The sequence below is a fragment of the Bradyrhizobium sp. MI1.4 genome (genome assembly GCF_055811315.1).
In genome coordinates this window covers 117,519-140,613 of the sequence record NZ_JBVVPP010000008.1, presented here as the reverse complement: position 1 = coordinate 140,613, position 23,095 = coordinate 117,519, and the positions used below count along the sequence as shown (strand labels likewise).

The following is a 23,095-nucleotide window of genomic DNA, read 5'->3' as shown; positions in this document are numbered from 1 at the left end:
GCTGCTTGTTATGACTTGCGCGGGATGTCCGGCACGGGCCCCACACGCAAGATTGCCTGCGGTTATGACAAAGTCACCGGGGCTTGCCAAGCAAGCCGGATGGTATGCCAGCGTTGCGCGCTAATCTCGCACGGGTATCCAAATCTCCAGGCCGCCATTGCCGGTGGCGGGATCGAATTTCTCGTCGTAGCGCTCGAAGTTCGGCGCATCGGCAGCCTTCAGGCCGGAGGCCGGCAGCCACTGATTCCAGATCGCGTTGACGGTGCGCCTGATCGAGGCGACGTGGTCTGTGTGGGTGAACACCGCATAGCGCTGCTCGGGGATGCGGATACGGCCGAAGGGGCGCGGCAGTTCGGAGAAATCGGCGACCTCGACGCCGGCAATGTAGTCGAAATTGCCGGCATCGTCGCCGTTGCAGCAGACGCCATAGGCGACCGGTCCAACGCGCGCGGGAATGTCGGCGACCTCCTGGTGGAAGCGCTGCCACAGTCCAGGAATGGCCGCGCCGTTGTCGCAGGAGATGCGCTCGCTGATGCCTGCGACGAGGAAGGCCTTTGTGGTTTCGAAGCGCGGGCTGGCGAGTTTGTCCGAGATGGTTGAATCCATGAGGATCGGCTCCTGGAGCTTGAGATGGCCGGTGCATTGCGCGGCGCGCACCGCTTCGGGCGTGGTGCCGAACTGGTCGCGGAACGCACGGGTGAATGCTTCGTGCGAGCCGTAATCCGCCTCCAGCGCCAGCGACAGGATGTCGGGCGCGCCGTTCGCAAGACTGCGCGCCGCTTCGCTCAGCCGCCGCGCGCGCACGTACCGCATCACCGGCAGGCCGATCGCGGCAGCAAACGCGCGCACGATGTGGAACCGCGACACGCCCGATATTGTAGCGATCTCGTCGAGCGTCATCGGCTCGGCCAGATGGCTCTCGACATACCAGAGCGCGCGCTGGGCTGGGTTCATGACGTTTCTCGTTCGAAGCGCGACCATGATGCACGGAAGTCCGCGGGTTTCGCTTGATCGGCGTTGCGGTCCCGCAGGAGGATAACGCCGGAACAGCCACTGGCAACGTCCGGGCGTTCATGGCTACACTCGGGACGTCCTTGAAACCGCTCACAAGAAAGCAGGAGGAACCGCGTCATGAAAATCACCGATGTGCGGGCGCACCATATCCGCATCCCCTATGACGCTGGTGTCGCGAGCTTCCGTCAGGGCGCCTCCGCCATCACCGCCCTCGACATGGTGATCCTCGAGGTCACCACCGACGCCGGGCTCACCGGCTGGGGCGATGCCTTCGCCTATGTCTGCCCCCGCACCACGCGCAGTGCCGTCGAGGAAATGATCGCACCACAAGCCCATGGGCTGCAGGTTCCCGATGCCGCCGGCATCCCCGCGGTGATGGACCAGATCCAGCGCAATCTGCATCTGTTCGGCCGTTACGGCATCACCATGTTCGCGATCTCCGGGCTCGACATCGCGCTGTGGGACCTCGCCGCCAAGATCGAGGGCGTGCCGCTGAACCGCCTGCTCGGCGACACCAGGCGCTCGGCCATTCCGGCCTATGCGAGCCTGTTGCGGATCGGTTCGCCCGACAACATCGCCGCCGAATGCAAGAAGGCGCTCGCACTCGGCTATGGCGCCATCAAGCTGCACGAGACCACGGCGCCGGCGGTGTTTGCCGCGCGCGCGGCGATCGGGCCCGGCATTCCGCTGATGGTGGACATGAACTGCCCGCTGTCAGGCGAGCAGGCGGTCGCGTTCGCCAGGACATGCGGGGACGCGCAGCCGATGTTCCTGGAAGAGCCGGTCTGGCCGCCGGAGGATTTTGCGGCGCTCGCCGAGGTCCGCAGCAAGGGCGGGCTCGGCGTCGCCGCCGGCGAGAACGCCTGCACGGAATATCAATTCCGCCAGATGATGGAGGCGGGCGCGGTCAGCCACGCCCAGCCGTCGGTGATCAAGGTCGGCGGCATCACGGAATTTCTGAAGGTTGCGGCGCTCGCGGATCGGCAAGGCGTCAAGATCGTTCCGCACTCCCCGTATTTCGGCCCCGGCCTGCTGGCGACCTTGCATCTCCTGGCGGGGCGCGACGACGGGTTGGTCGAGATGTTTTACCTGAAGCGCGAGGCCTGCCTCTGGGGCGGCCGCGCCGATGTCGATGCCACCGGCCATGTCGCGGTGCCGACCGGACCTGGGCTCGGCTATGAGCCCGACCGCAGCGTCATGGAGCGATATCGCGTCGCCTGAGCGCGGCGCCTATTTCGCCGCATCCTTCGGCGGCGGCGCATCCTGTTTCTTCTTCACATCCTCCGCGGTCTTCGCCTGCGCGGCCTGGAGATCGCCGAGCATCTTCTGCAAGCCGGCCACGGTCGTCTTCAACGCATCGATCTGGCGAGCCGCGGCGTCCAGCTTCTGCTGGTGATCGAGGTTGAGCTTGGTGACCGTCTTCTGGAGGAAGTCGACGTTGCTCTGGAGGCAGCTGGTGCGGCGCTCCATGGTCTTCTCGACGGTGCAGATCTCGATACCGGGCACGTCCTGCGCGCGGACCGGCACAATCGCCAGCGTAGCGAGCAGCAACATCGCGAAACAAACGCCGGCGCTTCGAAGCAGCATACAGGTTCCTCGTCAAATCAATCACGGCAATGTGCGCTTTTTGCACGCAGCCTGTCGAGGCTACCACACTCGCACCGCATTCTCGCGTTGAGCTTGCGGCTGTTCCCTCGCACGGGGAGCGATGATCTGCACGCGGAGGAAATGGGCACTCTTTCCGCGGCTTTGTTTAAGGGGAGTTTTTTGATGGCAACGCGCGACAGACGACTGGCGGAATTCGACGGCGCCGGAGAACCGCCGCCCGGCCTTGCAGTCGAAGTGCTGTGCGAGGACCACAGCGGAACGTATCAGCTGCCGTTCGCCTGCCGCTATATCGAGGGACGCTGGCAGAACCACGCGGCCGGCGTCGCAGTTGAAGCAACCGTCATCGGCTGGCGCGTCCCGCGCATGAAGCATTCGGGCGTGGCCTGAGCACTGATTTCTGTCTCAAAATGCAACGGGGCCGCGTCCCGGCTTTAACCTTCGGAACGCGGCCCGAACGAATCACGTCCGAATCAGCCGTAGCGCCCCGTACGCGCCTGTTCACGGCTAGATGTCGCAACCGGCCAGCGCGCGCATACAATATCTGCACAGCGCGTGAGCGGGCTCAGCCCACCACGGGCGTCAAACGTTAACGCCTTCAATGACATGACCGCGGGGTGCGGCGGTTGGATGCTCGCTCCCAAAACAGGCAGATGGCACCCGGCCTGCCTAATATTCGACCTCGAGCTCCTCGATCTCGGCCGGCTCATCCCGTGCCGCCGCGATCCATTCCTTCATCTCCGGCATGGCCATGATGGTATCGGCATAGGCCTGCAGCTGTGGCTCGAGCTTGACGTTATAGGTCACGAAGCGCGTCACCACCGGGGCGTACATCGCGTCAGCCATGGTGCGGGTCTCGCCGAACAGGAAGGGCCCGCCCGATTTGTCCAGGCAGTCGCGCCAGATCGCCCAGACGCGATCGATGTCGGCCTGCGCGCGCGACCAGATCTTGAAGCCGGGGAAGTGCCCCTTCAGATTGACCGGCAGCGAGGCGCGCAAGGTGGTGAAGCCGGAATGGATTTCGCCGCAGATCGAGCGGCAATGCGCGCGCTGAACGCGATCCGCGGGCAGCAGCCCGGCATCCGGCATCGCCTCGTTGAGATATTCGGCGATCGCCAGCGTATCCCAGACGATCGCGCCGTCGTGCCGCAGGCACGGCACCAGGATCGACGACGACAATAGCAGGATTTCGGCACGCGCCGACGCGTCGTCCGGCGCGGTGACGATCTCATCGAAATCGAGCCCGGAAAATTTCGTCAGCAGCCAGCCACGCAGCGACCAGGACGAATAGTTCTTGCTGCTGATGGTCAGTGTCGCCTTCGCCATATGGCCTTCCCTCACGCCTAAGACTTGCACCCGCCTGGACTGCGGGAGTGCGCACCGCCTGTGCTTCCGCCAAAAGAGCAGCAAGCGACGTGCCAATCTTGAGGACGGCCCATCTCCGGTTTGGCTCCGATATTGCATAGCAGCACGGGGACAGGTGGGCGTTTCAGTATGATGTCGATGTATTATCAGGCCTTTCAGAACCATATGGACCTGACGGCGCCGTGGCGGTCGGGGGCTTCATCCGCACTCAAATTCCTCAATCTGGTGCCGCAGGGCTTATCGGATCAGGTCGTCGGCCGGCTGTCGGCCGCGCTGGAGCTGATCTCCCGCTCCACCCTCACCTACCACCGCCCCGCCTACGGCATCGACAGCGTCATGGTCGGCAATCGCGAGGTCACCGTGACCGAGGAGATCGCTTACGCGACCCCGTTCGGCTCGCTGCTGCGTTTCAAGAAGGAAGGCGTGGGCGAGCAGCCGCGCATGCTCCTGGTGGCGCCGATGTCCGGCCATTTTTCGACGCTGCTGCGCGGCACCGTGAAGACGCTGCTGCAGGATCACGACGTCTACATCACCGACTGGCACAATCCACGCGACATTCCCCGCAGCGAGGGCCGTTTCGGGCTCGACGACTACACCGAGCATCTCATCGACTTCCTCGGCCAATTAGGCCCCCGCCCGCATATGGTCGCGATCTGCCAGCCCTCGGTCTCCGCGCTCGCGGCCGCCGCGATCATGTGCGAGGGCAACCATCCTTCGCGGCCGGCGACGCTGACGCTGATGGCCGGCCCGATCGACACGCGCATCCAGCCGACGAGGGTCAACGAATTCGCCAAGAGCAGGCCAATCGACTGGTTCGAGCAGAACCTGATCAACTACGTGCCGATGCAGTGCCGCGGTGCCCTGCGGAAAGTCTATCCCGGCTTCGTGCAGCTCACCGCCTTCGTCTCGATGAATCTCGAGCGCCATATCAAGCAGCACATCGATCTCGCCGATCACATCGCCAAGGGCGAGAAGGAGAAGGCGGCCAGCATCAAGACCTTCTACGACGAATATTTCGCCGTGATGGACCTGCCCGCGGAATTCTACATCGAGACCGTGCGAGACGTGTTCCAGGAGCATCTTCTGCCCCAGGGCAAGCTGATGCATCGGGGACGTCCGGTGAACACCAAGGCCGTCAGCCGCATGGGGCTGATGACGGTCGAGGGCGAGAAGGACGACATCTGCTCGATCGGCCAGACGCTGGCCGCGCAAGACCTCTGCACCGGCGTACGCGCCTACCGCCGCGTCCACCACATGCAGGCCGGCGTCGGCCATTACGGCGTGTTCTCGGGCAAACGCTGGAACAACGAGATCTATCCGCTCTTGCGGGATTTCGTGCACGTGAATTCGTAACCCGTCAGCCCCTGGCCCGTACGTCACGTGCGAACCTCAACGCGCAATTGCAGTGAGGCGACCGGAGATGGGTCAGGATCGAGACGTCTCTCCTGACCAAACGGCTAGCTAAACAAACCGCACGTGCCTAATGCACTTGCTTGAGCAGCTCTCTGGCTTCAACGACTTCGGGAAGATTGCGCTCCGCATCGAATTCAGCGAGCACGGGAGCGAGCACCTCGGATACCGCGCCCGCTCCGCCATTTGTCTTATGCAGGCGTGCAAGTCCAATGGCGCTGCGCAGCTCGAAAGTCTTCACCCGTTGGTGCCGTGCGATTTCAAGCGCTCGGCTTAGCGCAGTTTCGGCCCTGGCTAGGTCCGAAGGATCATGACGCAACAAAAGCTCCCCGTAGACGCGATGCAGCTCGGCATCAAGCCAATGCTGACCGGATTGCCCCGCCCATGCGATCAATCCGCTCAAGATTTCCAGCCCGTTTTCGAGTTGGCCCGACTCTGCATCCGCCATGGCGACATGCATCCCCCAAAACGGCTCACAGAGGTAGCAGTCATTCTCGTGCAGCAAGGTCCAGCCGCGACGCATTTCCGTTAGCCCGGCCATTCCGTCGCCGGCGCGCCACTTGGCCAGGCCATTCAGGTAGGTGCCGGCGGCCACATACAGCGGCATCGTGTGGTCGCGAGCGAGACCAAGCGCCAGGATCGTCTCTGTTTGCTGCAACATGCCCCCGCATAGTCCGTCGAACACAGCTCGATGAACAAGCGCATTGGCCTGAGAAAGCGCCCGTTTTTCTCCGGAAGCCCTTATCGCTTCCGCGGCGAGGCGGCGTGCGCGGGCGATCCTGCCAAGCGGCCAAAGCACCAGGGCAAGAAACCTCATGATCACGAATGGGAGATCCAGCGCCGAGCCCCTGAACGTCGCGGGATCCGGCTCGTCACCATAGATCTCTAGTGCCTTCTCAAGATGTAATCTCGCGTTCAAGTAGTCGCCCCCGAACCAGCAGGTAACCCCGCCCGTCCAATGTGCAACGACGGCGGCCACCGGTGAGGCCGGTCGCCGGTCAGCGGCGTTCACGATGGCATCCACCAGCGCCTGCATCGGCGCGAGTTCGCCGTGTGTCAGGCAGGCATTGAAGAGACCCGAATGGACCGGCGCAAGTTCAACCGGATCATTGATGTCGGCTGCGAACTGTCGGGCGCGCGTCCATGCGGCGACCGTTTCGGGAGCGCTGTGCCCGAGGCTGCCCCGTAATGCACGGCCATATGCGATTTGAAGATGTAGCCTACCCATCATCCGGTCGTGCTCATCGGGCAGGTCATCGGCGATGGCAATCGCCTTGCCGAGATGTGCAATCGCCTCGGAATAAGCGGAGCGTTTCAGCGCCTGCAGGCCCGCCTTGCGCCACCATTCGAGGGCGACCTCGCTCAGCCCCGCCTCAGTGAAGTGGTGTGCCAGAACTTCCGGCTCAGTCTCGGCGACGACTGGAAACTTCTCGCGCAGGACATCGCCGATGCGCTTGTGAAGCACCTGCCGTTTGCTCTTGAGCAGGCTCTCGTAGGCCGCTTCCTGAACGAGGGCGTGCTTGAAACTATAGTTTGCTTCGGGCGGAGCCCCGCGACGCACCAGCAGTTCGGCCTCTTCGAGTTGCGCTAGCGCAGCGCTCAGCGTCAGATCATCGCGTCCCGCCACATATCTCAGCAGCGCGTATGAAAAGTCGCGACCGATGGCGGCGCCTATCTGCGCTAACTCCTTGACGGGGGCCAGCCGGTCAAGCCGCGCCATCAGCGAATCCTGCAGCGTCGCGGGAATAGCGAGCGGCGGGAGCGGATTATCGAGACGATAGCGCCCGGCATCTTCGACGAGTAGCCCGGACTCCAGCACCATCTTGGTCAATTCCTCGACGAATAGTGGGATGCCATCCGTCCTATCGATGATCTGCTTCATCATCTCGCGTGGCAGCTCTGGCGACCAACGGCCACCTGTTCGACCAGCGCGCGCGAGTCCCGCCGATCGAGTCGGTCGAGCCGCAACAGACTGACGTTGGCAAGGCCCGACCAGGAGGGCTCGAACTCTGGCCGGGATGTCATGAGCACGAGTATCGGCAGTCCTCTGATACGATCGACCGCGAGATCGAACAGTTCAAGTGTCGTGGCATCGGCCCAATGCATATCCTCGCAGATAATCAGCAGGGGTTGCTCTCGCGCCAACCCCTCAAGCTGATCCAGAAGGGCGGCAAATGTCTGTCGCCGCTGCTGCGCCGGGCTCAAAGCCAGCGGCGGACAATGGTCGCCGGTGGGAATCGAAAGGAGAGCCGCAATGAGCGGTGTCGCTTGGGCGACCTGCTGTGTTCCAAGCGACAGCATTGCCTCGAGCTTGTCGAGCTTTTGCCCAGGCGTGTCGTGCGACCGGATGCCGGCGGCGCGCTCGAGCTGCGCGACAAAGGGATGGAGCACACTGTTGGTATGGTAGGGCGAACACTGATATCGCACCCGGCGGTGCGCCCCCAACGAGGGGCTTTCGGACAGGGTTGCGACAATGCGCGACTTGCCGATGCCCGCTTCGCCAGAAATCAATACCATCTGGCCCTGCCCCTGCCATGCCAGCCGCTGGCGCGAGAGAGTGAACTCGATCTCGTCCCTGCGGCCGACAAAACCGATCGAGCGTACCGCGCGGACCGCCTCGAAGCGACTCTCGGATGCGATCGCCCCCTCCACCGCCCAGACTGCGATTGGTTCGGCTATCCCCTTGACCTCACGGCGGCCGAGATTGCGAAACGTGAAGAGATCACCAAGCAGCCGGCGCGTCGACGAAGCAACGACGACCGCGCCCGGTTCCGCCAGGCTCTGGAGCCGAGCGGCGAGGTTTGGTGTGTCGCCGACGGTTGCCTGCTCCTCTGATGCATCTCCACTGATGAGGTCACCGACCACCACAAGCCCTGTCGCAATTGCGATGCGCAGTTCAACCCGTTCGTCGGCGCCCGTTTTGAGCTGCCCAATTGCGGAGATAGTGTCGAGGGCAGCTCGTACTGCGCGCTCCGCATCATCCTCATGCGCGCGAGGATAGCCGAAATAGACGAGTATTCCGTCGCCAACGAACCTGGCTATCCTGCCGTCATAAGCGGCAATGACGCTCGCGCAGGCGGCGCGGTAGGCCCGGATCACTTCCCACATATCCTCGGGATCGAGACGCGCCGAGAGCGCGGTCGAGCCGACCAGATCGCAAAACATAACAGTGAGGTGGCGCCGCTCGGCGTCCTGAGGAGGGGTCGGCGATGCGATCAACGCGGCTGGATCGAGGTCGGCAATAGCACGCAGCATTTTGCGGCGATGGCCTAGCAGGACTCCGAGCTTTTCAAAGTCCTCGTCCATCAGTTCGGGGAGGACGCCCACGTCGATTCCATTCTGGGCAAAACGCTCTGCGTATTGCCCAAGCCCCAGTTTCTCGAGCCACTCCGCAATCTGCATTGGCTCCACCGATCGTGTGGTTGGCGGTTAGCAGGATTTTGGACCACGGCGCGGGGACGATATCCCAACACCGCCATGATGGCACGTCTTGTTTGTTGTGCGATAATTTAGGTTACTCAGTACCGACACGGCTTCCAAGCCGGGTCGCCGCCCGATGCGAACGACTGCGCTACCAAAAATCGTCTTCCCGCAGCGTTGGACGACGGAGGTTGCGATAAGTGGTCACTACTCACTCCGGACCTGAAATCGAATCCAACACTGCGGCTTGTGCACTCGTCATGACGCCAAGCAGACGTTCTTGCGTGAGCACAATTCCTTCATTGCTTGTCCATGCGCGCTTCGTAGTTGCGAGCCATCATGCCCGCCGCAACTTGGAGCGAGGAACCAACCACCCAACAGCCGGCAACAAAGGTTATCAGGCCATTGGCTGGGTTTTGATCAAGGACAAGGATGCTGACGGACAGAGTTGCGGCAATCGCGGCGCCGAACGTTCCAGCCGCACTCATGATCTCAGCCGACTCGGAACCATTCCACTCTTCCGAGTTGCTCGAGATCGACTTCCGCGCGACACTGCGAGACAAATCAATTCCGACATAATAGCTGAGAGCTCCGTAGAGCATCGTTATCAGCACGATCCAGCCGCTTTCAAACAGTCCGCCTTTCTCACGCAACAGGGTCGCACCCACATAGAGGCCACAGGAGGCCCCAACGGCTGCGAGCCCAATTCTTTCAAGAAGATGGGCCGACCTGATCAGACCGGAACGAGCGATCCGAAGATTGCCGGAGCCCCTCGTTAGGGAAAATGCGCTGGAAACTGCATCACTAATTTTCATTGGGGGTCTCCTTCTTAGGTAAGTAGCGGCCTACCGGCCGACCCCGAATAGAGGCAGCCTCGTGGACGCGTTTTGCGATTGCCTTGATTCCAATTTCTGAAAAATCTGTGCTGAGTGATGGGGCTGGCTTGCTCGTGAGCAAGACGAGAGCCAATCCAAAGCTGCGAGCACGCGGCTACGCAGGCATTGCATCTCACCCGTGTCGGTCAGTTAGGTCCGGGTGCGGCAATTTCTTGCGGGAGTGATAGCTCGAAAGAGAGTGATGAAATATGAGACGGTTCACATAACGCGGTTCCCCGTCGCTCTATCCGATCACAATTTCCGGAGGACAAGTCTGCATCGTCGCGAGACCCGGGAGCACGGGAGCTGAATCAGTAAACAAGTTGTCCCGCGTCTCGCCGACATCAGATCTATCCCCTCATACCGTGTTTCGTGCACGTGAATTCCTGAAGCGCAAGCAAGCAATCAGCAGGATCGGACAAGGCAGCGCGGCTTTAGGAAAGACGCCGGCGCTCCGCCAGCCCTAACACACGGACATGCCGCTTTTGCCGGAGGCCAAGCCATGTCCGAACTTCCCACCCCCGCTGCAACACCCGCCGCGGTCGTCGATGCATTGAAGGCGGTCGCAGGCAATCCGCCGAAGGTGCGCGCGAGCTTCGCCAAGGGTCGTTGTGTGCGCGGGACCTATGCCCCGTCCGACCGCGCGGCAGAGATTACGCGATCGCTGAGCTTCACAAAACCGTCGCGCGTGCTGGCGCGCTTCTCCGTCGGCGGCGGCAATCCCGGGGTGACCGACACCAACAACCTCGTGCTGCGCGGCTTCAGCTTCAGGCTGGGCGACGACGCCCATCGCTCGGACATCCTGACGGAAACCGCTCCGGTGCATTTTGCACGGACGCTCGACCAGATGCTCGCCTTCCTCGAGGCGCGCATTCCGGGTGCGGACGGCAAGCCCGACATCGAGAAGGTCCGGGCCTTTTCGGCGGCCAATCCTGAAACACTGAACCAGGCGAATTACGTCGCGGCACGCCGGCTGCCCGGCAGCTTTGCCGGCACGACCTATTGGGGCGTGCACTCCTTTCCCGCGACGAACGCGAAGGATGAGACCCGCTTCATCAAGTTCAAGGTCTCGCCGGTCGGCGGCGACGTCACCTTGAGCGAGGACGAAGCGAGGGCGAAGTCGGCCGATTTCCTGCATGACGATCTCGCGCGGAGGATCGCAGCCGGCGACGTCCGATTCAACGTGATGGCCTTGCTCGACCGTCCCGGCGATCCCACCATGGACGTGACCCTGCGATGGCCGGACGAGGACAACCGTGAGCAGGTGCGGCTGGGGACGATCGTCATCACCAGGCTCGAGGCCAACGCGGCCTGCGACGGCTCCATCTTCAATCCGGTCAATCTTGCCGACGGCATCGGCCATCCGCCGGACGAGATCTTTGCGGCGCGCCGCACGGCCTACACGATCTCGCTGGCAAAGCGCCGGTAACTTCAAGTCTTGTCCCGTCCGCCATCCGTTTCGCGGCGCCACGCGCCCGGACTGACGCCGACGATGGACGAGAACACCCGCGTGAAATGGCTCTGATTGGCAAATCCGGCCGAGATGGCAATCTCGGACAACGGCAGGTCGCGGACTGTCATCAGTTGCTTGGCCGCCTTGACGCGCTGCTGGAGCAGCCATTGATGCGGCGGCAGGCCGGTGGAGATCCGGAACGCGCGTGAGAAGTGGCTGACTGACAGCCCAAGCTCGGTCGCGATCAGCTGCAGCGCGATCTTGCCCGAGAGATCGGAATCGAGCCGGTCACATGCACGCTTCACCTGCCATGGCGCAAGACCGCCGCGGCTCGGTTCCGCGGCCGGCTTCAGCCCACCATAGGTCTGGGCGACATGGGCGGTGAGCGCGAGCATCATGTGATCGACGAAAAGCTGGTTGGTCTCGTCGGGCCGACACAGTCCTTGCCGCAACGAGGCACCGACATGTCGAACGACCTCGTCGTCATGACCGACACCGGGCTCGTAGCTGAGCTCGCCTACGCGCGGCCCGCCCGGTTGCCTGGCAACGCTGTTGAGCGCCGAGCGCGGCAAATAGAAGAAGAGCGAGTGAAACGGCTTGTCGATCACATAGCGCGGGTCACGCTTGAGGTCGTACAGATAAGTCGCACCTGCGCGAACATCCGCCTTGGTGACACAGCGGCCCTCCTCCCAGCATTCGCAATCCGGATAGTCGCGGAGTTTCAGGCTGAGGAGATAGGCATCTTCCGCAGCCAGCGATCCGGAAATATCCGGTGTCGGATCGTCGTTGCGGACTTCGGTGACCGCGAGCTCGGCGCTGTGCAGCGAACGCGTGATCAGGACCGGTGCTTGCTTCGAGCGAAGGCCCTGCCCGAGCCTCTGCCCGTAGACGCCTGCTTGTGTCATTCTAGTAAATCCATCCGTAAAGGCACGTCTTCGCCGGCCTTCCCGAGATCCGCGCATTATCGGAGATCGCCGGCCGACGGTCCAGCTGCAGCGCATAACACGAAGCTGGCGCGGCCGGCCGTCGCACCGGGCCGTGCCGCGATGATTTCATTGTGATTTCAGCGCGATGTCACCGGCCTGGCGTCGCGAAGGACACCACCGTTGACCTGCCCGGCAGATCGCGGGGCGACTTCATCGTGCATTTTGGAAATGATTTGTGGCCTGCGCACGTCAGTTGGACCATTCCTCGCCCCAGAGCTGGACGACATGGCCCGGCGACACCTCACGAAATTGACGCACGGGCGGCTGGTAATCGGGCGCGCGCACCGGGCTTCTGATCTCGTCATTCGTGGCCTCGCGCCTGGTGCCGCGGCGCGCTGGATCGGGCACCGGCACGGCCCCCATCAGCTTCTTCGTATAGGGATGCTGCGGATTTCCGAACAGGGCCGCGCGTGGACCGGTTTCGACGATCTCGCCGAGATACATCACCGCGACGCGATGGCTCATGCGCTCGACCACCGCGATATCGTGGGAAATGAAGAGATAGGCAAGTCCCATGCTGGCCTGAAGGTCCAGCATCAGATTGACGACCTGCGCCTTGACCGAAACGTCGAGCGCCGAGACCGCTTCGTCCGCGACGATCAGCTTCGGTCCGAGCGCGAGCGCGCGGGCAATGCAGATGCGCTGGCGCTGGCCACCGGAGAATTCGTGCGGAAAGCGCGCGGCCATGTCGGCGGTGAGACCAACGCGGACAAGCAGGTCGGCGACCTTCTCCCGTGCCTGCGACGCCGTGACGAGCCCGTTGGCGAGCAATGGGGCCGCAATCGCCGTTCCCACCGACATGCGCGGGTTGAGGCTCGCGAACGGATCCTGGAACACGATCTGCATCTGCTTGCGAAAGTCACGCAAGGTGCGGGCATTCATCGCCAGCACATCCTGCCCGTCCACCAGAACGGTGCCGCTGTCCGGCTCCGTCAGCTTGAGAATGGAGCGGCCCGTCGTCGACTTGCCGCAGCCGGATTCGCCGACCAGCGCCAGCGTCTCCCCGGCGCGCAAGGTGAAGGAGATGTTCTCGACCGCATGGACGCGGCCCGAGACCTTGCCGAACAGGCCCGAGCGGATTGGAAAGCGCGTCGTGAGGTTGGAGACCTCGAGCAGCGGTCGCTCGGCAATCGAGACCGTATCGGGCGTCTCCGCCGGCTCGTCAGAGGTCCCCGTCACCTTGTCGACGGTCGGAAAACGCATCGGCCGCGTCCGCCCGTCCATCGAGCCGAGGCGTGGCACGGCCGCGAGCAGCGAGCGGGTATAAGGATGCGAGGGTGAAGCAAAGATGCGCGCGGTCGCATCGGTTTCCACTGCCTGGCCGCCATACATCACCACGGTGCGGTCCGCGATCTCGGCCACCACCCCCATGTCGTGGGTGATGAAGAGGATCGACATCTCCTCTTCCTGCTGAAGCTCCTTCAGAAGCTCCAGGATCTGGGCCTGGATCGTGACGTCGAGCGCGGTGGTCGGCTCGTCTGCGATCAGCAGCCTCGGCTTGCAGGCCAGCGCCATCGCGATCATTACGCGCTGGCGCATGCCGCCGGAGAAGCGATGCGGATGCTCGTGGAAGCGCGATTTCGCCGCAGGTATCCGCACGCGGTCGAGCAGGCATATGGTCTCGACCTCCGCCGCCGCGCGCGACAGGCCGCGGTGCTGGATCAGTGCTTCCGCAATCTGGAAGCCGATGGTCAGCACCGGATTGAGGCTCGTCATCGGCTCCTGGAAGATCATGGCGATTTCGTTGCCACGAACATCCTTCATGCTCGCTTCGGGCAGCGTCAGCAGGTCGCGACCGGCAAGCCGGACGCTGCCTTCGACCCGGCCGTTCTCCTTCGGAATGAGCCGCATGATCGAGAGCGCAGTGACGCTCTTGCCCGAACCGGACTCGCCGACGATCGCCACGGTTTCCCGCGAGGCAATATCGAACGACACGTCGCAGACGACGGGAATCCATTGCCGCTCACGCAGGAAGGACGTCGTCAGGCCGGAAACCGACAGCACCGGCGACTGCGCGTTGGCAGCGATTTGATCAGCTCCGCTTGCGCCCATGCTCATGCCAGTGTCCTAATAGCCACGACTACGATCGACACGCCCCGGCAATTCTTCACCGCGGCGGTGGCGCGCAATCACATCCAGCACGAAATCGACCGCCGTATCCGGCGTCGTCATGCTGGCATTGTGCGGCGTGACCAGGATGCGCGGGTGGCTCCAGAAAGGGTGACCCGCAGGCAGCGGCTCCGGCTCGGCGACATCGAGGACAGCACCCGACAACGCGCCGCTGTCGAGCGCCGCGAGAAGGTCGGCTTCGACCAGATGCGGGCCACGCCCGACATTGACGAGCGACGCGCCGCGCGGCAGGCGCGCGAACAAGTCCGCATTCAGGATGCCGCGGGTCTCGTCGGTCAAAGGCAGCAGGCAGACGAGAATGTCGGTCTGAGCAAGGAAATCCGGCAACGTCTCCATGCCCGCGTAACTCGTGACGCCCTCGATCTCGCGCGGCGAGCGATTCCAGCCGAGAAGCGGAAAGCCGAACGCCGTGAGGCGTTCGAGCACGGCCTGGCCGAGTTGGCCGAGACCGATCACGCCGACGCGACGACGTTTGGCCGGCGTGATCCGGATCTCGCGCCAGACCTGCGCCTTCTGCTGAGCAATGAAGTGCAGGAGATCGCGATGCAGCGCGAGCACAGCCATGGTGACGTATTCGACCATGGTCTCGGCGATACCGGGCTCAAGCATGCGCACCAGCGGAATGTGCGGCGGAACTATTGACGGGTCGAACTGGTCCACACCCGCACCGACCGAGAAAACGAGTTCGAGATTAGGGAAAGTCGTCGCGATGTCGTCCGGCGGCACCCACGCCACGAGATAGCGGATGTCGGCGGGATCGCCGATGTCGGGCCAGAGCCGGAATGGCACATCGGGCGCGCGCTCGGCGAAGAAGCCCGCCCATTCAGCGCCCCGAACCATGTTGGCCTTGTAGAGAACCGTCATGCCGCCAAAACTCTCAGAACGGGCTGACCGGCGCGAGCCGGCGGCCGTCGATCAGGCGCTTGTGGCTGTAGGCCGCGGGATCGACCAGCGGCGTCGCGCCCGTCACGATGTCCGCCGCGAGCTTGCCGGCCGCAGGACCGATGCCAAAGCCGTGGCCGGAGAAGCCGGTGGCAAGGAAGAAGCCGGGCATGGCATCGACCGGCGAGATGACCGGAATGGTATCCGGCGTGCAGTCGATCGTCCCGCCCCAGGCTTCCGCGATCTCGATGTCCTTCAATTCAGGGTTCGACTTGATCAGCGAAGCCAGCGCGGCATTGACCAGCGACATGTCAGGCGCGGGATCGCGCACCCGCTCGGTCTCGAATGGCGACGGCTTGTCCAAGCTCCAGTTCGTGCCGCGCATGAGCTGGTCGAAGAAGGATTTGCCGAACGACAGTTTCAACCCGTTCTTGCGATGCAGATAGGTCGGCCAGAAAGTTCGCGCGTACCGGAACAGATCAGGCGACAGTTCGACCGTGCCGCGGTTGCGTAGCGCCAGGGTAAAGCCGCCGTCGAGGCGGCGGCGGATGCAATAGAAATCGGTGCCGAGCGCACCGGAGGTGACCTCCGGCCCCGGCGTGGTCCGGCACGCGGTCGCATTGACGAGGCCGATCGGCAGCTCGATGCCGTGGCGACGGCAGAATAGCGACGACCAGGCGCCGCCGGACAGCAGCACCGATTGCGTGCGAACGGTGCCCTTCTCGGTGACGACGGCGCTCACCCGTCCACCTTGCGTCTCCAACCCACGCGCGGCGCAGCCCTGATGAATAGTGACGCCGTGCTTTCGCGCGGCGGTCGCAAGCGCCGGCACGGCCATTGAGGGCTCGGCGCGCCCGTCGCTCGGCGTGTGCAATCCGCCGACCCATTTTTCGGCATTGCCGGGCAGGCGCTCGGCGACCTCCGCCGGCGTCAGGACCGTGGAGTGGACCTGCATCTCGCGCGCCGTTACGGCCCATCGCTCCCAGCTGGCGAGTTCGTCCTTGCTCTTGGTCAGGAACAGCACGCCGGTGCGGCGGAAGCCGGCATCGACGCCGGCATCGTTCTGCATGTCTTCCCACAGTCGCAGTGCCTCGCGGGCCAGCGGGATCTCCTCACGCGCGCGGCCCTGCTGGCGGCACCAGCCCCAATTGCGGCTCGACTGCTCGCCGCCGACATGGCCCTTCTCGACCAGGGCGACGGAGAGGCCCTTCTTCGCGAGATGATAGGCCGCGGAGACGCCAATGACGCCGCCGCCGATGACGACGACATCCACCTGCGCCGGCAGGTGCTCGTCGCTGTTTATACGGGTGAGCGGCGGGGACATAGGACACTCCAGATATTCAGTTCGATCGGAGCAAGCTTGCTCATCGCTAGTTTGCAGATCATGGGATGTTCATTCGCGGATCGAGCGCATCGCGCAGGCCGTCGCCGAGGAAGTTGAAGCTCGTCACGGCAAGCGTGATGGCGAGGCCCGGCGCGATCGCAAGCCAGGGCGCACTGGTGAGATAGATCTGCGCGTTGTTGAGCATGTTACCGAGGCTCGCGGCCGGCGGCTGAATGCCGTAACCGAGATAGCTGAGATAGGATTCCAGCAGAATTGCCTTGGCGACGTTCAGCGTCGCCGCCACCACGATCGGCGCAATCGCATTGGGCACGAGCTCGCGGAACATGATCCGCAGGTTCGACGAGCCGAACGCGAGTGCAGCAACCGCAAACTCGCGTTCCCGCAGCGAACGCACCTGGGCCTCGACGACGCGGGCCACCCACATCCAGGCGGTTGCCGCGATCAGCACGGTGGTGGTGACGAAGCCGGGCTCGATGAGCGCCGCGAGCGCAAGCAGCAGGAAGATGGTCGGAAAGCAGAGCATGGCATCGACGAGCCGCATCAGCACCGCGCCGACCACGCCGCCATAGAAGCCGGCGAAGGCCCCGACGACGATGCCCACCGCCATCGCCATCACCATCGCGACGAAGCCGATCGACAGCGAGACGCGCGCGCCCATCATCAGCCGCGCCAGCACGTCGCGGCCGAGTTCGTCGGTGCCGAGGATGTGCGCGCCCGACAGCGGCGGTGCGAACCGCTTCATGATATCGATGTAGGTGTCGTCGAACGGCAGGAGGTACGGGCCGAATGCCGAACCGAGAACAAGGGCGAGAATGATCACCGCGCCTGCAAGCGCAAGCCGGTGCCGACGAAATCGCCGCCACGCGGCCTGGCCGGGTGCGGGTTGAGCGCTGGACAAGTCTACGGTCGTCATCCCTAGCCCACCCGGATGCGCGGATCGACGACGGCATAGAGGATGTCGGCCAGCAGCGACCCAATCAGCACCATGATCGCCGAGAACATCAGAATGCCCATAACCACGGGATAGTCGCGATATCCGATGGAATCGAGGAACAGCCGGCCCATGCCGGGCCAGGTGAACACGGTCTCGGCGACCAGCGCACCACCGAGCAGCGTCGGAAACTGAAGGCCGCCCACCGTGATCATCGGCAGCAACGCGTTCCGCAAGGCGTGAACCGTAAGGATTCGCCATTCCGGCATGCCCTTGGCGCGCGCGGTGCGAATGTAGTCCTGATTGATGACTTCGAGCATCGAGGAGCGCATGAAGCGGCCCCACATCGCGGTCTCCACCAGCGCCAGCACCAGCGCCGGCGCAATGAGATGATGGAGCAGATCGAGCAGGGAGCCGTCGCCGACGGTCTGCCGGTTCCCGGCCGGCAGCCAGCCGAGCTTCACCGAGAACACATAGATGGTGACGAGGCCGAACCAGAAGGTCGGGATCGACAATGCGATCATGGCGCCGACGGTTGCGAGCGAATCGAACAGCGAATAGCGGCGCAGCGCACCGAGCACGCCAATCCAGCAGCCTAGCAGCACCGCGATGATGGTCGCAGTCGCCATCAGTTCCAGCGTGGCGCCGAGATGCGACGAGATCACCGCCAGCACCGCCTCGCCGTCACGATACGAGCGGCCCCAATCGCCCCTCAGCATCCGGCCGAACCAATCGAGATACTGGATCGGCAGCGAACGATCGAGGCCGAGCTGCCGCGTGACGCGGTCGAGATCCTCCTGCGTCATCTGCGCGGACGCCGCGAATTGCGAGAGCGGACCGCCGGGCGCCAGATGCAGGATGGCGAAGCCGATCGCGGACACGATCACCAGCAGCATGATCGCCTGCGCCAGGCGATTGGCGACGTAACGGGCCATCTCAGGCGATCTCGCGCGCCTGAACCATCAGGCCCAATACCATTCGCGAATGTTCCAGCAGTTGATCGACATGTTGATGTTGGGACGGAAGCCTTGCAGCCCTTCCTTCACACCTTCGGCGATGAAGCCCTGGAACAGGGGCAGGATCGCGAGGTCGTCGCGGATGAGCTTTTGCAGAGCGCCATAGGTCGTCTTGCGCTGCGCCAGATCGAACTGCTTGGCACCTTCGGCGAGAAGCCGATCCGCCTCCGGGTTGCGATACTGATAGGTGTTGTAGCCGCGGCCACCTTTGGCAGGAATGGCGCCGGAGCCGAAGCGGGGCGTCACGTCGGGGTCGCTGCCGAGCATGAAATTCACTCCCACGATCACCGAATTGAATTTCGATTGCTGCCAGAAGTCGCCCCAGATCACGGCGGCCGGCATGTTGTTGACGCGCATCGCGGCACCGATCGCGCGCCAGTCCTGGATCAGCAGCTGCTGGGTCTGCTCACGCACCGCATTGCCCGACGTCGTTGAATTGGTGAATTCGAGCTTGACGCCGCCTTTCTCGCGCACGCCGCCGGCGCCGCGGACCCAACCGGCCGCATCGAGCAGCGTGTTGGCCTTGGCCGGATCGTATTTGTGCTGCGGCAGTCCCTGCTGGAACGACCAGGCCTGTTGCGGCACGAAACTTTCGGTCTGCGTCGGCAAGCCGTAGTTCAGCGCGTCGATGATCGCCTGCTTGTTGATCGCGAGATACAGCGCCTCGCGCACCGTGCGGTCCGCCAACGCGCCGAACTCCAGATTGGGCGCGATGTGCTCCACCGACGACGTGGATGAGACGAAGATCTTGCGGCCCTTCAGCGTCTTCGCTTCCTGCACGAAGTTCGGCAGAATGCCTTGCAGGCCGGTGTAATCGACCTGGCCGGTGCGGAACTGGGTGTAGAGCACGGTCAGGTCTGGAATGTATTTGAACACCACACGCTCAACGTAGGGTCCCCTGCCGTGATAGCCGGTATGGGCATTCAACTGAATGTGGTCGCCCGGTACGCGCTCGCCCCAGCGGAACGGTCCGGTGCCGACAGGCGCATTGTGGAACGGCGAGGCGTTCGGATCGGTCACCTTCTCCAGGATGTGCTTGGGCACGATGAAGGTCAGCGATCCCAGGATCGACATATAGGGCGAATAGGGAGCTTCCATGCGCCAGTGAATCTCGTCGGGCGCGACGATCTTGATGTCCTTGACGAGACTATGGCCGACGCGGCTGCGCGCGCGAAAATCGGGGTTGTTGATCAGCTCAAGCGAGAACTTCACGTCCTCGGCCGTGAACGGCGTGCCGTCGTGCCATTTCACGTCGCTGCGGAGCTTGATCTTCCAGGTCAGGCCGTCGGCCGAGAGGCCGCCATTCTCGACCGTCGGGACTTCGCGGGCGAGGTCGGGAACGAACTTGCCGTCGGGATCGATGAACCAGAGCGGCGAGAACACCTGCCACCAGATGCCCTGATCGACTTCGATGCCCGGCATCAGGGGATGAAAGACCGTCGGCTCCTGCGACAGCGCCGCGATCACCTGTCCGCGCGGCTTGTCCGGCGGATTGGTCGGGCGTTCTGTCTGCGCAAATGCGTTGCCCGATAGCGTCCATCCCGCCGCGGCGCCGGCCCCGAGCTGAAAGATCTGACGGCGATTCGGATTGCCGAGATGCAGTGCCCCAACGCCGAACTTCCCGGTGTCGTCCGCCATGACCACTCTCCGTTGTCGCACGCGGCACCGTCTCCCGCGCCCCGAGACCCCGGCAAAGGGACAGGAGTGGGCTTTAGTGCTTCTAAATTTTTCTATCAAAAGTTCATCACGACTAAATACAGCTGTCAATGATATTGCTAGGATGCGCGACCTTTTCACGCCGACTGAAGCTCCGGACCGTCGTTGTCCGGGGCTGAGATGATGCACGGGAGAGCGACATGGATGGTCGCGGCGAGATCAACGATCCGAAGGATGCCCCGGCGACCGAGGCCGACGATGCCGTCGACCAGCGCCTGGGCGAGACCGTGCGGCTGCTGCGGCAGCGTGCGGGCCTGTCGATCCAGGACGTCGCCAATAAGACCGGCCTCTCTAACGGCATGATCAGCCAGCTCGAACGCGCGCGTGCCATGCCGTCGATACGCACGTTGCGCCTGCTCAGCATCGCGCTCGACGTTCCCATCTCCTATTTCTTCGAGACCACCGATCCCGGCGACGTGCAGCGCTACATCGTCCGCAAGAACAGCCGGCGCCTGCTGCGGCTCACCGCCAGCGGCGTCGTCAAGGAAGCGCTGACGCCGGCAGACAAGGGCCAGCTCGAACTCTACGAGCTCACGCTCAATCCCGGCGCCTCGTCCGGCACCGACTTCCTGCAGCACACCGGCGAGAAGGCGGGCTACATCCTCTCAGGCAGCCTGCGGCTGTGGCTCGACAACCAGGCCCATCTGCTCGACGCCGGCGACAGCTTTCGCTTTCCGAGCATCGTGCCGCACATGTTCGACAACCCGACCCAGCAGACGGCCCGCGTGATCTGGGTGACGACGCTGCGCCAGACCGATTCGCCGGCAGGTTGAAAGCGCCGCCAGCCCGGCACCACCGCAAATTGCCCCTCGACGCTGCCGCGCGGAATCTGTAGCTCACATCTGTAGCTCACGTGGAGCCGGTCATTGACAGGGCGGACACGAGGGTCTGCCACTGACGCGTTGGTGTGAGACCATGAAACTCAGGCGGCTTCTGACACTCGCGATGGCCGCGCAGGTCATCGTGACCGCGGCGGCTCTCCTCGTCTCCTATGCCGCGACCGGAACCGGGTTCGGCATTGCCCAGATCGTCGCCATGCTCGCAAGCGGCGCCATTGCGGTCCTGCTCGCTCGTCTGTGCACGCGCGCGATCGAAACGGCGCAGGAAAAACGCGCCGCCGCGCTACTGACCGAGCAGGCGCGGGCCAGCGCACAGATGACGCAAGCGGTCATCAAGACCGCGCTCGATGCCTTCGTTCAGACCGACCAGAACGGCATCGTGCTGGAATGGAGCCTTCAGGCCGAGGCCCTGACGGGATGGACGCGCAAGGAGGCGCTCGGCACGGACGTCGTCAATCTCCTCATCGCCGAGCCGCTGCGCGACGGCTTCAGGCAACGCATGATGCGGCTGCTGCCGGAATTGTCGGATACGCCGATCGGCATCCGGTTCGAAGCGACCCTGCTGCACCGGGACGGCGACGAGATCCTGATCGAGGCCTCCAGCACGGCGCTCCACATCGGGGGGCGCACCCTCATCAACAATTTCGTCAAGGATGTCACCCAGAAGCGCGCCGCCGAGGAGCAGCTGATCCAGGCCCAGAAGATGGAGGCGATCGGTCAGCTCACCGGCGGCATTGCGCACGAATTCAACAACATGCTCACCGTGATCACGGGCACGATCGAGATCCTCGCCGACGCCGTGAAGGATAATCCGCCGCTCGCGACCATCACCAAGCTGATCAGCGACGCCGCCGATCGCGGCGCCGCGCTGACGTCGAGCCTGTTGTCCTTTGCCCGCAAGCAGGCGCTCAAGCCGGCCGAGAGCGACATCAACGAGCTGCTCGAAGAGCTCGCAAAGCTGCTGCTGGCAACCTTCGACAAGAAGATCGAGATCGTGACCCGGCTCGACGGCAACATTTGGCTCGCCCTCGTCGATCGCGGCCAATTGAGCTCGGCGCTTCTCAACCTCGCGATCAACGCCCGCGACGCGATGCTGGACGGCGGCAGACTGACGTTGACGACGCGCAACGTCGTGTTCGGCGTCCGCGAGGCCGTGGCGGTCGGGGCCGGCTATGCCGGCGACTATGTCGAGATCGAGATAGGCGATACCGGCACTGGCATTCCGCCGGCCATTCTGGAGCGGATCTTCGATCCCTTCTTCTCGACCAAGGACGTCGGGAAGGGCACCGGGCTCGGGCTCAGCATGGTGTTCGGATTCATCAAGCAGTCCGGCGGCGGCATCAAGGTCGCTTCCGAAGAAGGACGCGGCACGACTTTCACGATCTATCTGCCGAAGGCGGAGGCGAGCACGCTTCGCCCCACTGGCTATGACGAGCGCAAGGTCGTGGGCGGGACGGAAACCATTCTTTGTGTCGAGGACGACCGCGACGTCCGCCAGTACGTCACGGTTCAGCTCGAAAGCCTCGGCTACAAGGTCATCCCGGCCGCCAATGCAGCCGAGGCACTGGCCATCGCGGCCGAAGGCACGCCCTTCGACCTGCTTTTCACCGACATCGTGATGGCCGGCAGCTTGAACGGACGAGAGCTCGCCGACGAGATGGTGGCATCGCGCCCCTCGCTGCGGGTGCTATTCACGTCGGGCTATGCCTACGACGCCCCGCATGCGCAGGGACGCGCCACCAGGGGCGCACCGCTTCTGACAAAGCCCTACCGCAAGGCCGAGCTCGCGCGCATGCTGCGCCGCTCTCTCGACACCGCTGTCGACGACGCGGGCGATCCGATCCCGACGCCCTATTCCGTGCAGGCCGATCTCGAAGGCTTTCTGCGCAGGCAGGCGGCTGAACGCGATGGCGCGACAAGGTCGCGGAAGACCTAGGCCATCCGCTGCGAATTCCAACGCGGGTGGCATGGTTGAATGGTCAATCAACGACAAGCTAAAAGACTGCGACGATCAGTATTGCTGGGGCGATGTTACTCAGGCGACGACGTTCAAATGATGCCGCGTCTTCGCGCCGCGCGCTCCCCAACCGACATGGGAAGCCGCCGGC

The 23,095-nt window shown here is 63.7% G+C and carries 17 protein-coding genes and 1 pseudogene; 6 read left to right on the top strand and 12 right to left on the bottom strand.

Translation table 11 applies throughout. The features are described 5' to 3' along the window. Positions 1–120: 120 nt before the first annotated feature. Positions 121–954 carry an AraC family transcriptional regulator gene (locus AC0L23_RS12220; protein ID WP_085385357.1) on the bottom strand — a complete coding sequence of 278 codons (834 nt, stop codon included), beginning with the start codon at positions 952–954 and terminating at the stop codon, positions 121–123. Positions 955–1,131: 177 nt separating this feature from the next. Here AC0L23_RS12220 and AC0L23_RS12215 point away from each other — a divergent pair, with 177 nt between their 5' ends. Then, positions 1,132–2,235 carry a mandelate racemase/muconate lactonizing enzyme family protein gene (locus AC0L23_RS12215; protein ID WP_085385356.1) on the top strand — a complete coding sequence of 368 codons (1,104 nt, stop codon included), beginning with the start codon at positions 1,132–1,134 and terminating at the stop codon, positions 2,233–2,235. Between the two features lie 9 nt (positions 2,236–2,244). Here AC0L23_RS12215 and AC0L23_RS12210 read toward each other — a convergent pair whose 3' ends face one another. Then, positions 2,245–2,601 carry a hypothetical protein gene (locus tag AC0L23_RS12210; protein ID WP_085385355.1) on the bottom strand — a complete coding sequence of 119 codons (357 nt, stop codon included), beginning with the start codon at positions 2,599–2,601 and terminating at the stop codon, positions 2,245–2,247. A 183-nt stretch (positions 2,602–2,784) separates the two neighbouring features. On the opposite strand from AC0L23_RS12210, the gene AC0L23_RS12205 reads away from it, so the two are divergent. Continuing rightward, a complete protein-coding gene (locus AC0L23_RS12205; RefSeq protein WP_018454113.1) occupies positions 2,785–3,009 on the top strand; it encodes a hypothetical protein in 225 nt (74 codons plus the stop codon). Between the two features lie 279 nt (positions 3,010–3,288). Here the strand turns inward: AC0L23_RS12205 and AC0L23_RS12200 are convergent, their stop codons facing one another. Continuing rightward, positions 3,289–3,945 (bottom strand): glutathione S-transferase family protein, encoded by a 657-nt coding sequence (locus AC0L23_RS12200; protein ID WP_085361466.1) that lies wholly within the window; start codon positions 3,943–3,945, stop codon positions 3,289–3,291. Between the two features lie 168 nt (positions 3,946–4,113). Between AC0L23_RS12200 and AC0L23_RS12195 the strand changes: the two genes are divergently transcribed. After that, positions 4,114–5,337, top strand: coding sequence for a polyhydroxyalkanoate depolymerase (locus tag AC0L23_RS12195; RefSeq protein ID WP_085361467.1), 1,224 nt, complete (start codon positions 4,114–4,116; stop codon positions 5,335–5,337). A gap of 127 nt (positions 5,338–5,464) precedes the next feature. Here the strand turns inward: AC0L23_RS12195 and AC0L23_RS12190 are convergent. Both AC0L23_RS12190 and AC0L23_RS12185 read right to left on the bottom strand, forming a co-directional pair. Next, a pseudogene (locus tag AC0L23_RS12190) lies at positions 5,465–8,796 on the bottom strand (adenylate/guanylate cyclase domain-containing protein). Positions 8,797–9,113: 317 nt separating this feature from the next. Next, the gene (locus tag AC0L23_RS12185) at positions 9,114–9,629 is read right to left on the bottom strand and encodes a hypothetical protein (RefSeq protein WP_085351874.1); all 516 of its coding nucleotides are present in this window, start codon (positions 9,627–9,629) and stop codon (positions 9,114–9,116) included. Between the two features lie 562 nt (positions 9,630–10,191). Between AC0L23_RS12185 and AC0L23_RS12180 the strand changes: the two genes are divergently transcribed. After that, entirely contained in the window at positions 10,192–11,118 is a 927-nt protein-coding gene (locus AC0L23_RS12180; protein WP_085385353.1) for a catalase family peroxidase, read from the top strand. Positions 11,119–11,120: 2 nt separating this feature from the next. On the opposite strand, the gene AC0L23_RS12175 is transcribed toward AC0L23_RS12180, so the two are convergent. The 7 genes from AC0L23_RS12175 to AC0L23_RS12145 all read right to left on the bottom strand — a co-directional run bounded on the left by AC0L23_RS12175 (position 11,121) and on the right by AC0L23_RS12145 (position 20,070). Continuing rightward, a complete protein-coding gene (locus AC0L23_RS12175) occupies positions 11,121–12,047 on the bottom strand; it encodes an AraC family transcriptional regulator (protein ID WP_085385352.1) in 927 nt (308 codons plus the stop codon). Between the two features lie 270 nt (positions 12,048–12,317). Further along, entirely contained in the window at positions 12,318–14,186 is a 1,869-nt protein-coding gene (locus tag AC0L23_RS12170) for an ABC transporter ATP-binding protein (protein WP_094183756.1), read from the bottom strand. 9 nt (positions 14,187–14,195) lie between these two features. After that, positions 14,196–15,122 carry a 2-hydroxyacid dehydrogenase gene (locus AC0L23_RS12165; RefSeq protein ID WP_018454105.1) on the bottom strand — a complete coding sequence of 309 codons (927 nt, stop codon included), beginning with the start codon at positions 15,120–15,122 and terminating at the stop codon, positions 14,196–14,198. A gap of 13 nt (positions 15,123–15,135) precedes the next feature. Then, positions 15,136–16,464 (bottom strand): NAD(P)/FAD-dependent oxidoreductase, encoded by a 1,329-nt coding sequence (locus tag AC0L23_RS12160; protein ID WP_085385351.1) that lies wholly within the window; start codon positions 16,462–16,464, stop codon positions 15,136–15,138. Between the two features lie 58 nt (positions 16,465–16,522). Then, positions 16,523–17,398, bottom strand: coding sequence for an ABC transporter permease (locus tag AC0L23_RS12155; protein WP_026232671.1), 876 nt, complete (start codon positions 17,396–17,398; stop codon positions 16,523–16,525). A 2-nt stretch (positions 17,399–17,400) separates the two neighbouring features. Beyond that, a complete protein-coding gene (locus AC0L23_RS12150; protein ID WP_018454102.1) occupies positions 17,401–18,351 on the bottom strand; it encodes an ABC transporter permease in 951 nt (316 codons plus the stop codon). A gap of 27 nt (positions 18,352–18,378) precedes the next feature. Further along, positions 18,379–20,070, bottom strand: a complete 1,692-nt coding sequence (locus tag AC0L23_RS12145) for a peptide ABC transporter substrate-binding protein (protein ID WP_085385350.1) — start codon at positions 20,068–20,070, stop codon at positions 18,379–18,381. A gap of 218 nt (positions 20,071–20,288) precedes the next feature. Between AC0L23_RS12145 and AC0L23_RS12140 the strand changes: the two genes are divergently transcribed. Next, the gene (locus AC0L23_RS12140; RefSeq protein WP_085385349.1) at positions 20,289–20,921 is read left to right on the top strand and encodes a cupin domain-containing protein; all 633 of its coding nucleotides are present in this window, start codon (positions 20,289–20,291) and stop codon (positions 20,919–20,921) included. 142 nt (positions 20,922–21,063) lie between these two features. Beyond that, complete coding sequence (locus AC0L23_RS12135; RefSeq protein WP_085361477.1) at positions 21,064–22,923, top strand: ATP-binding protein; 1,860 nt, start codon at positions 21,064–21,066, stop codon at positions 22,921–22,923. Positions 22,924–23,095 lie beyond the last annotated feature (172 nt).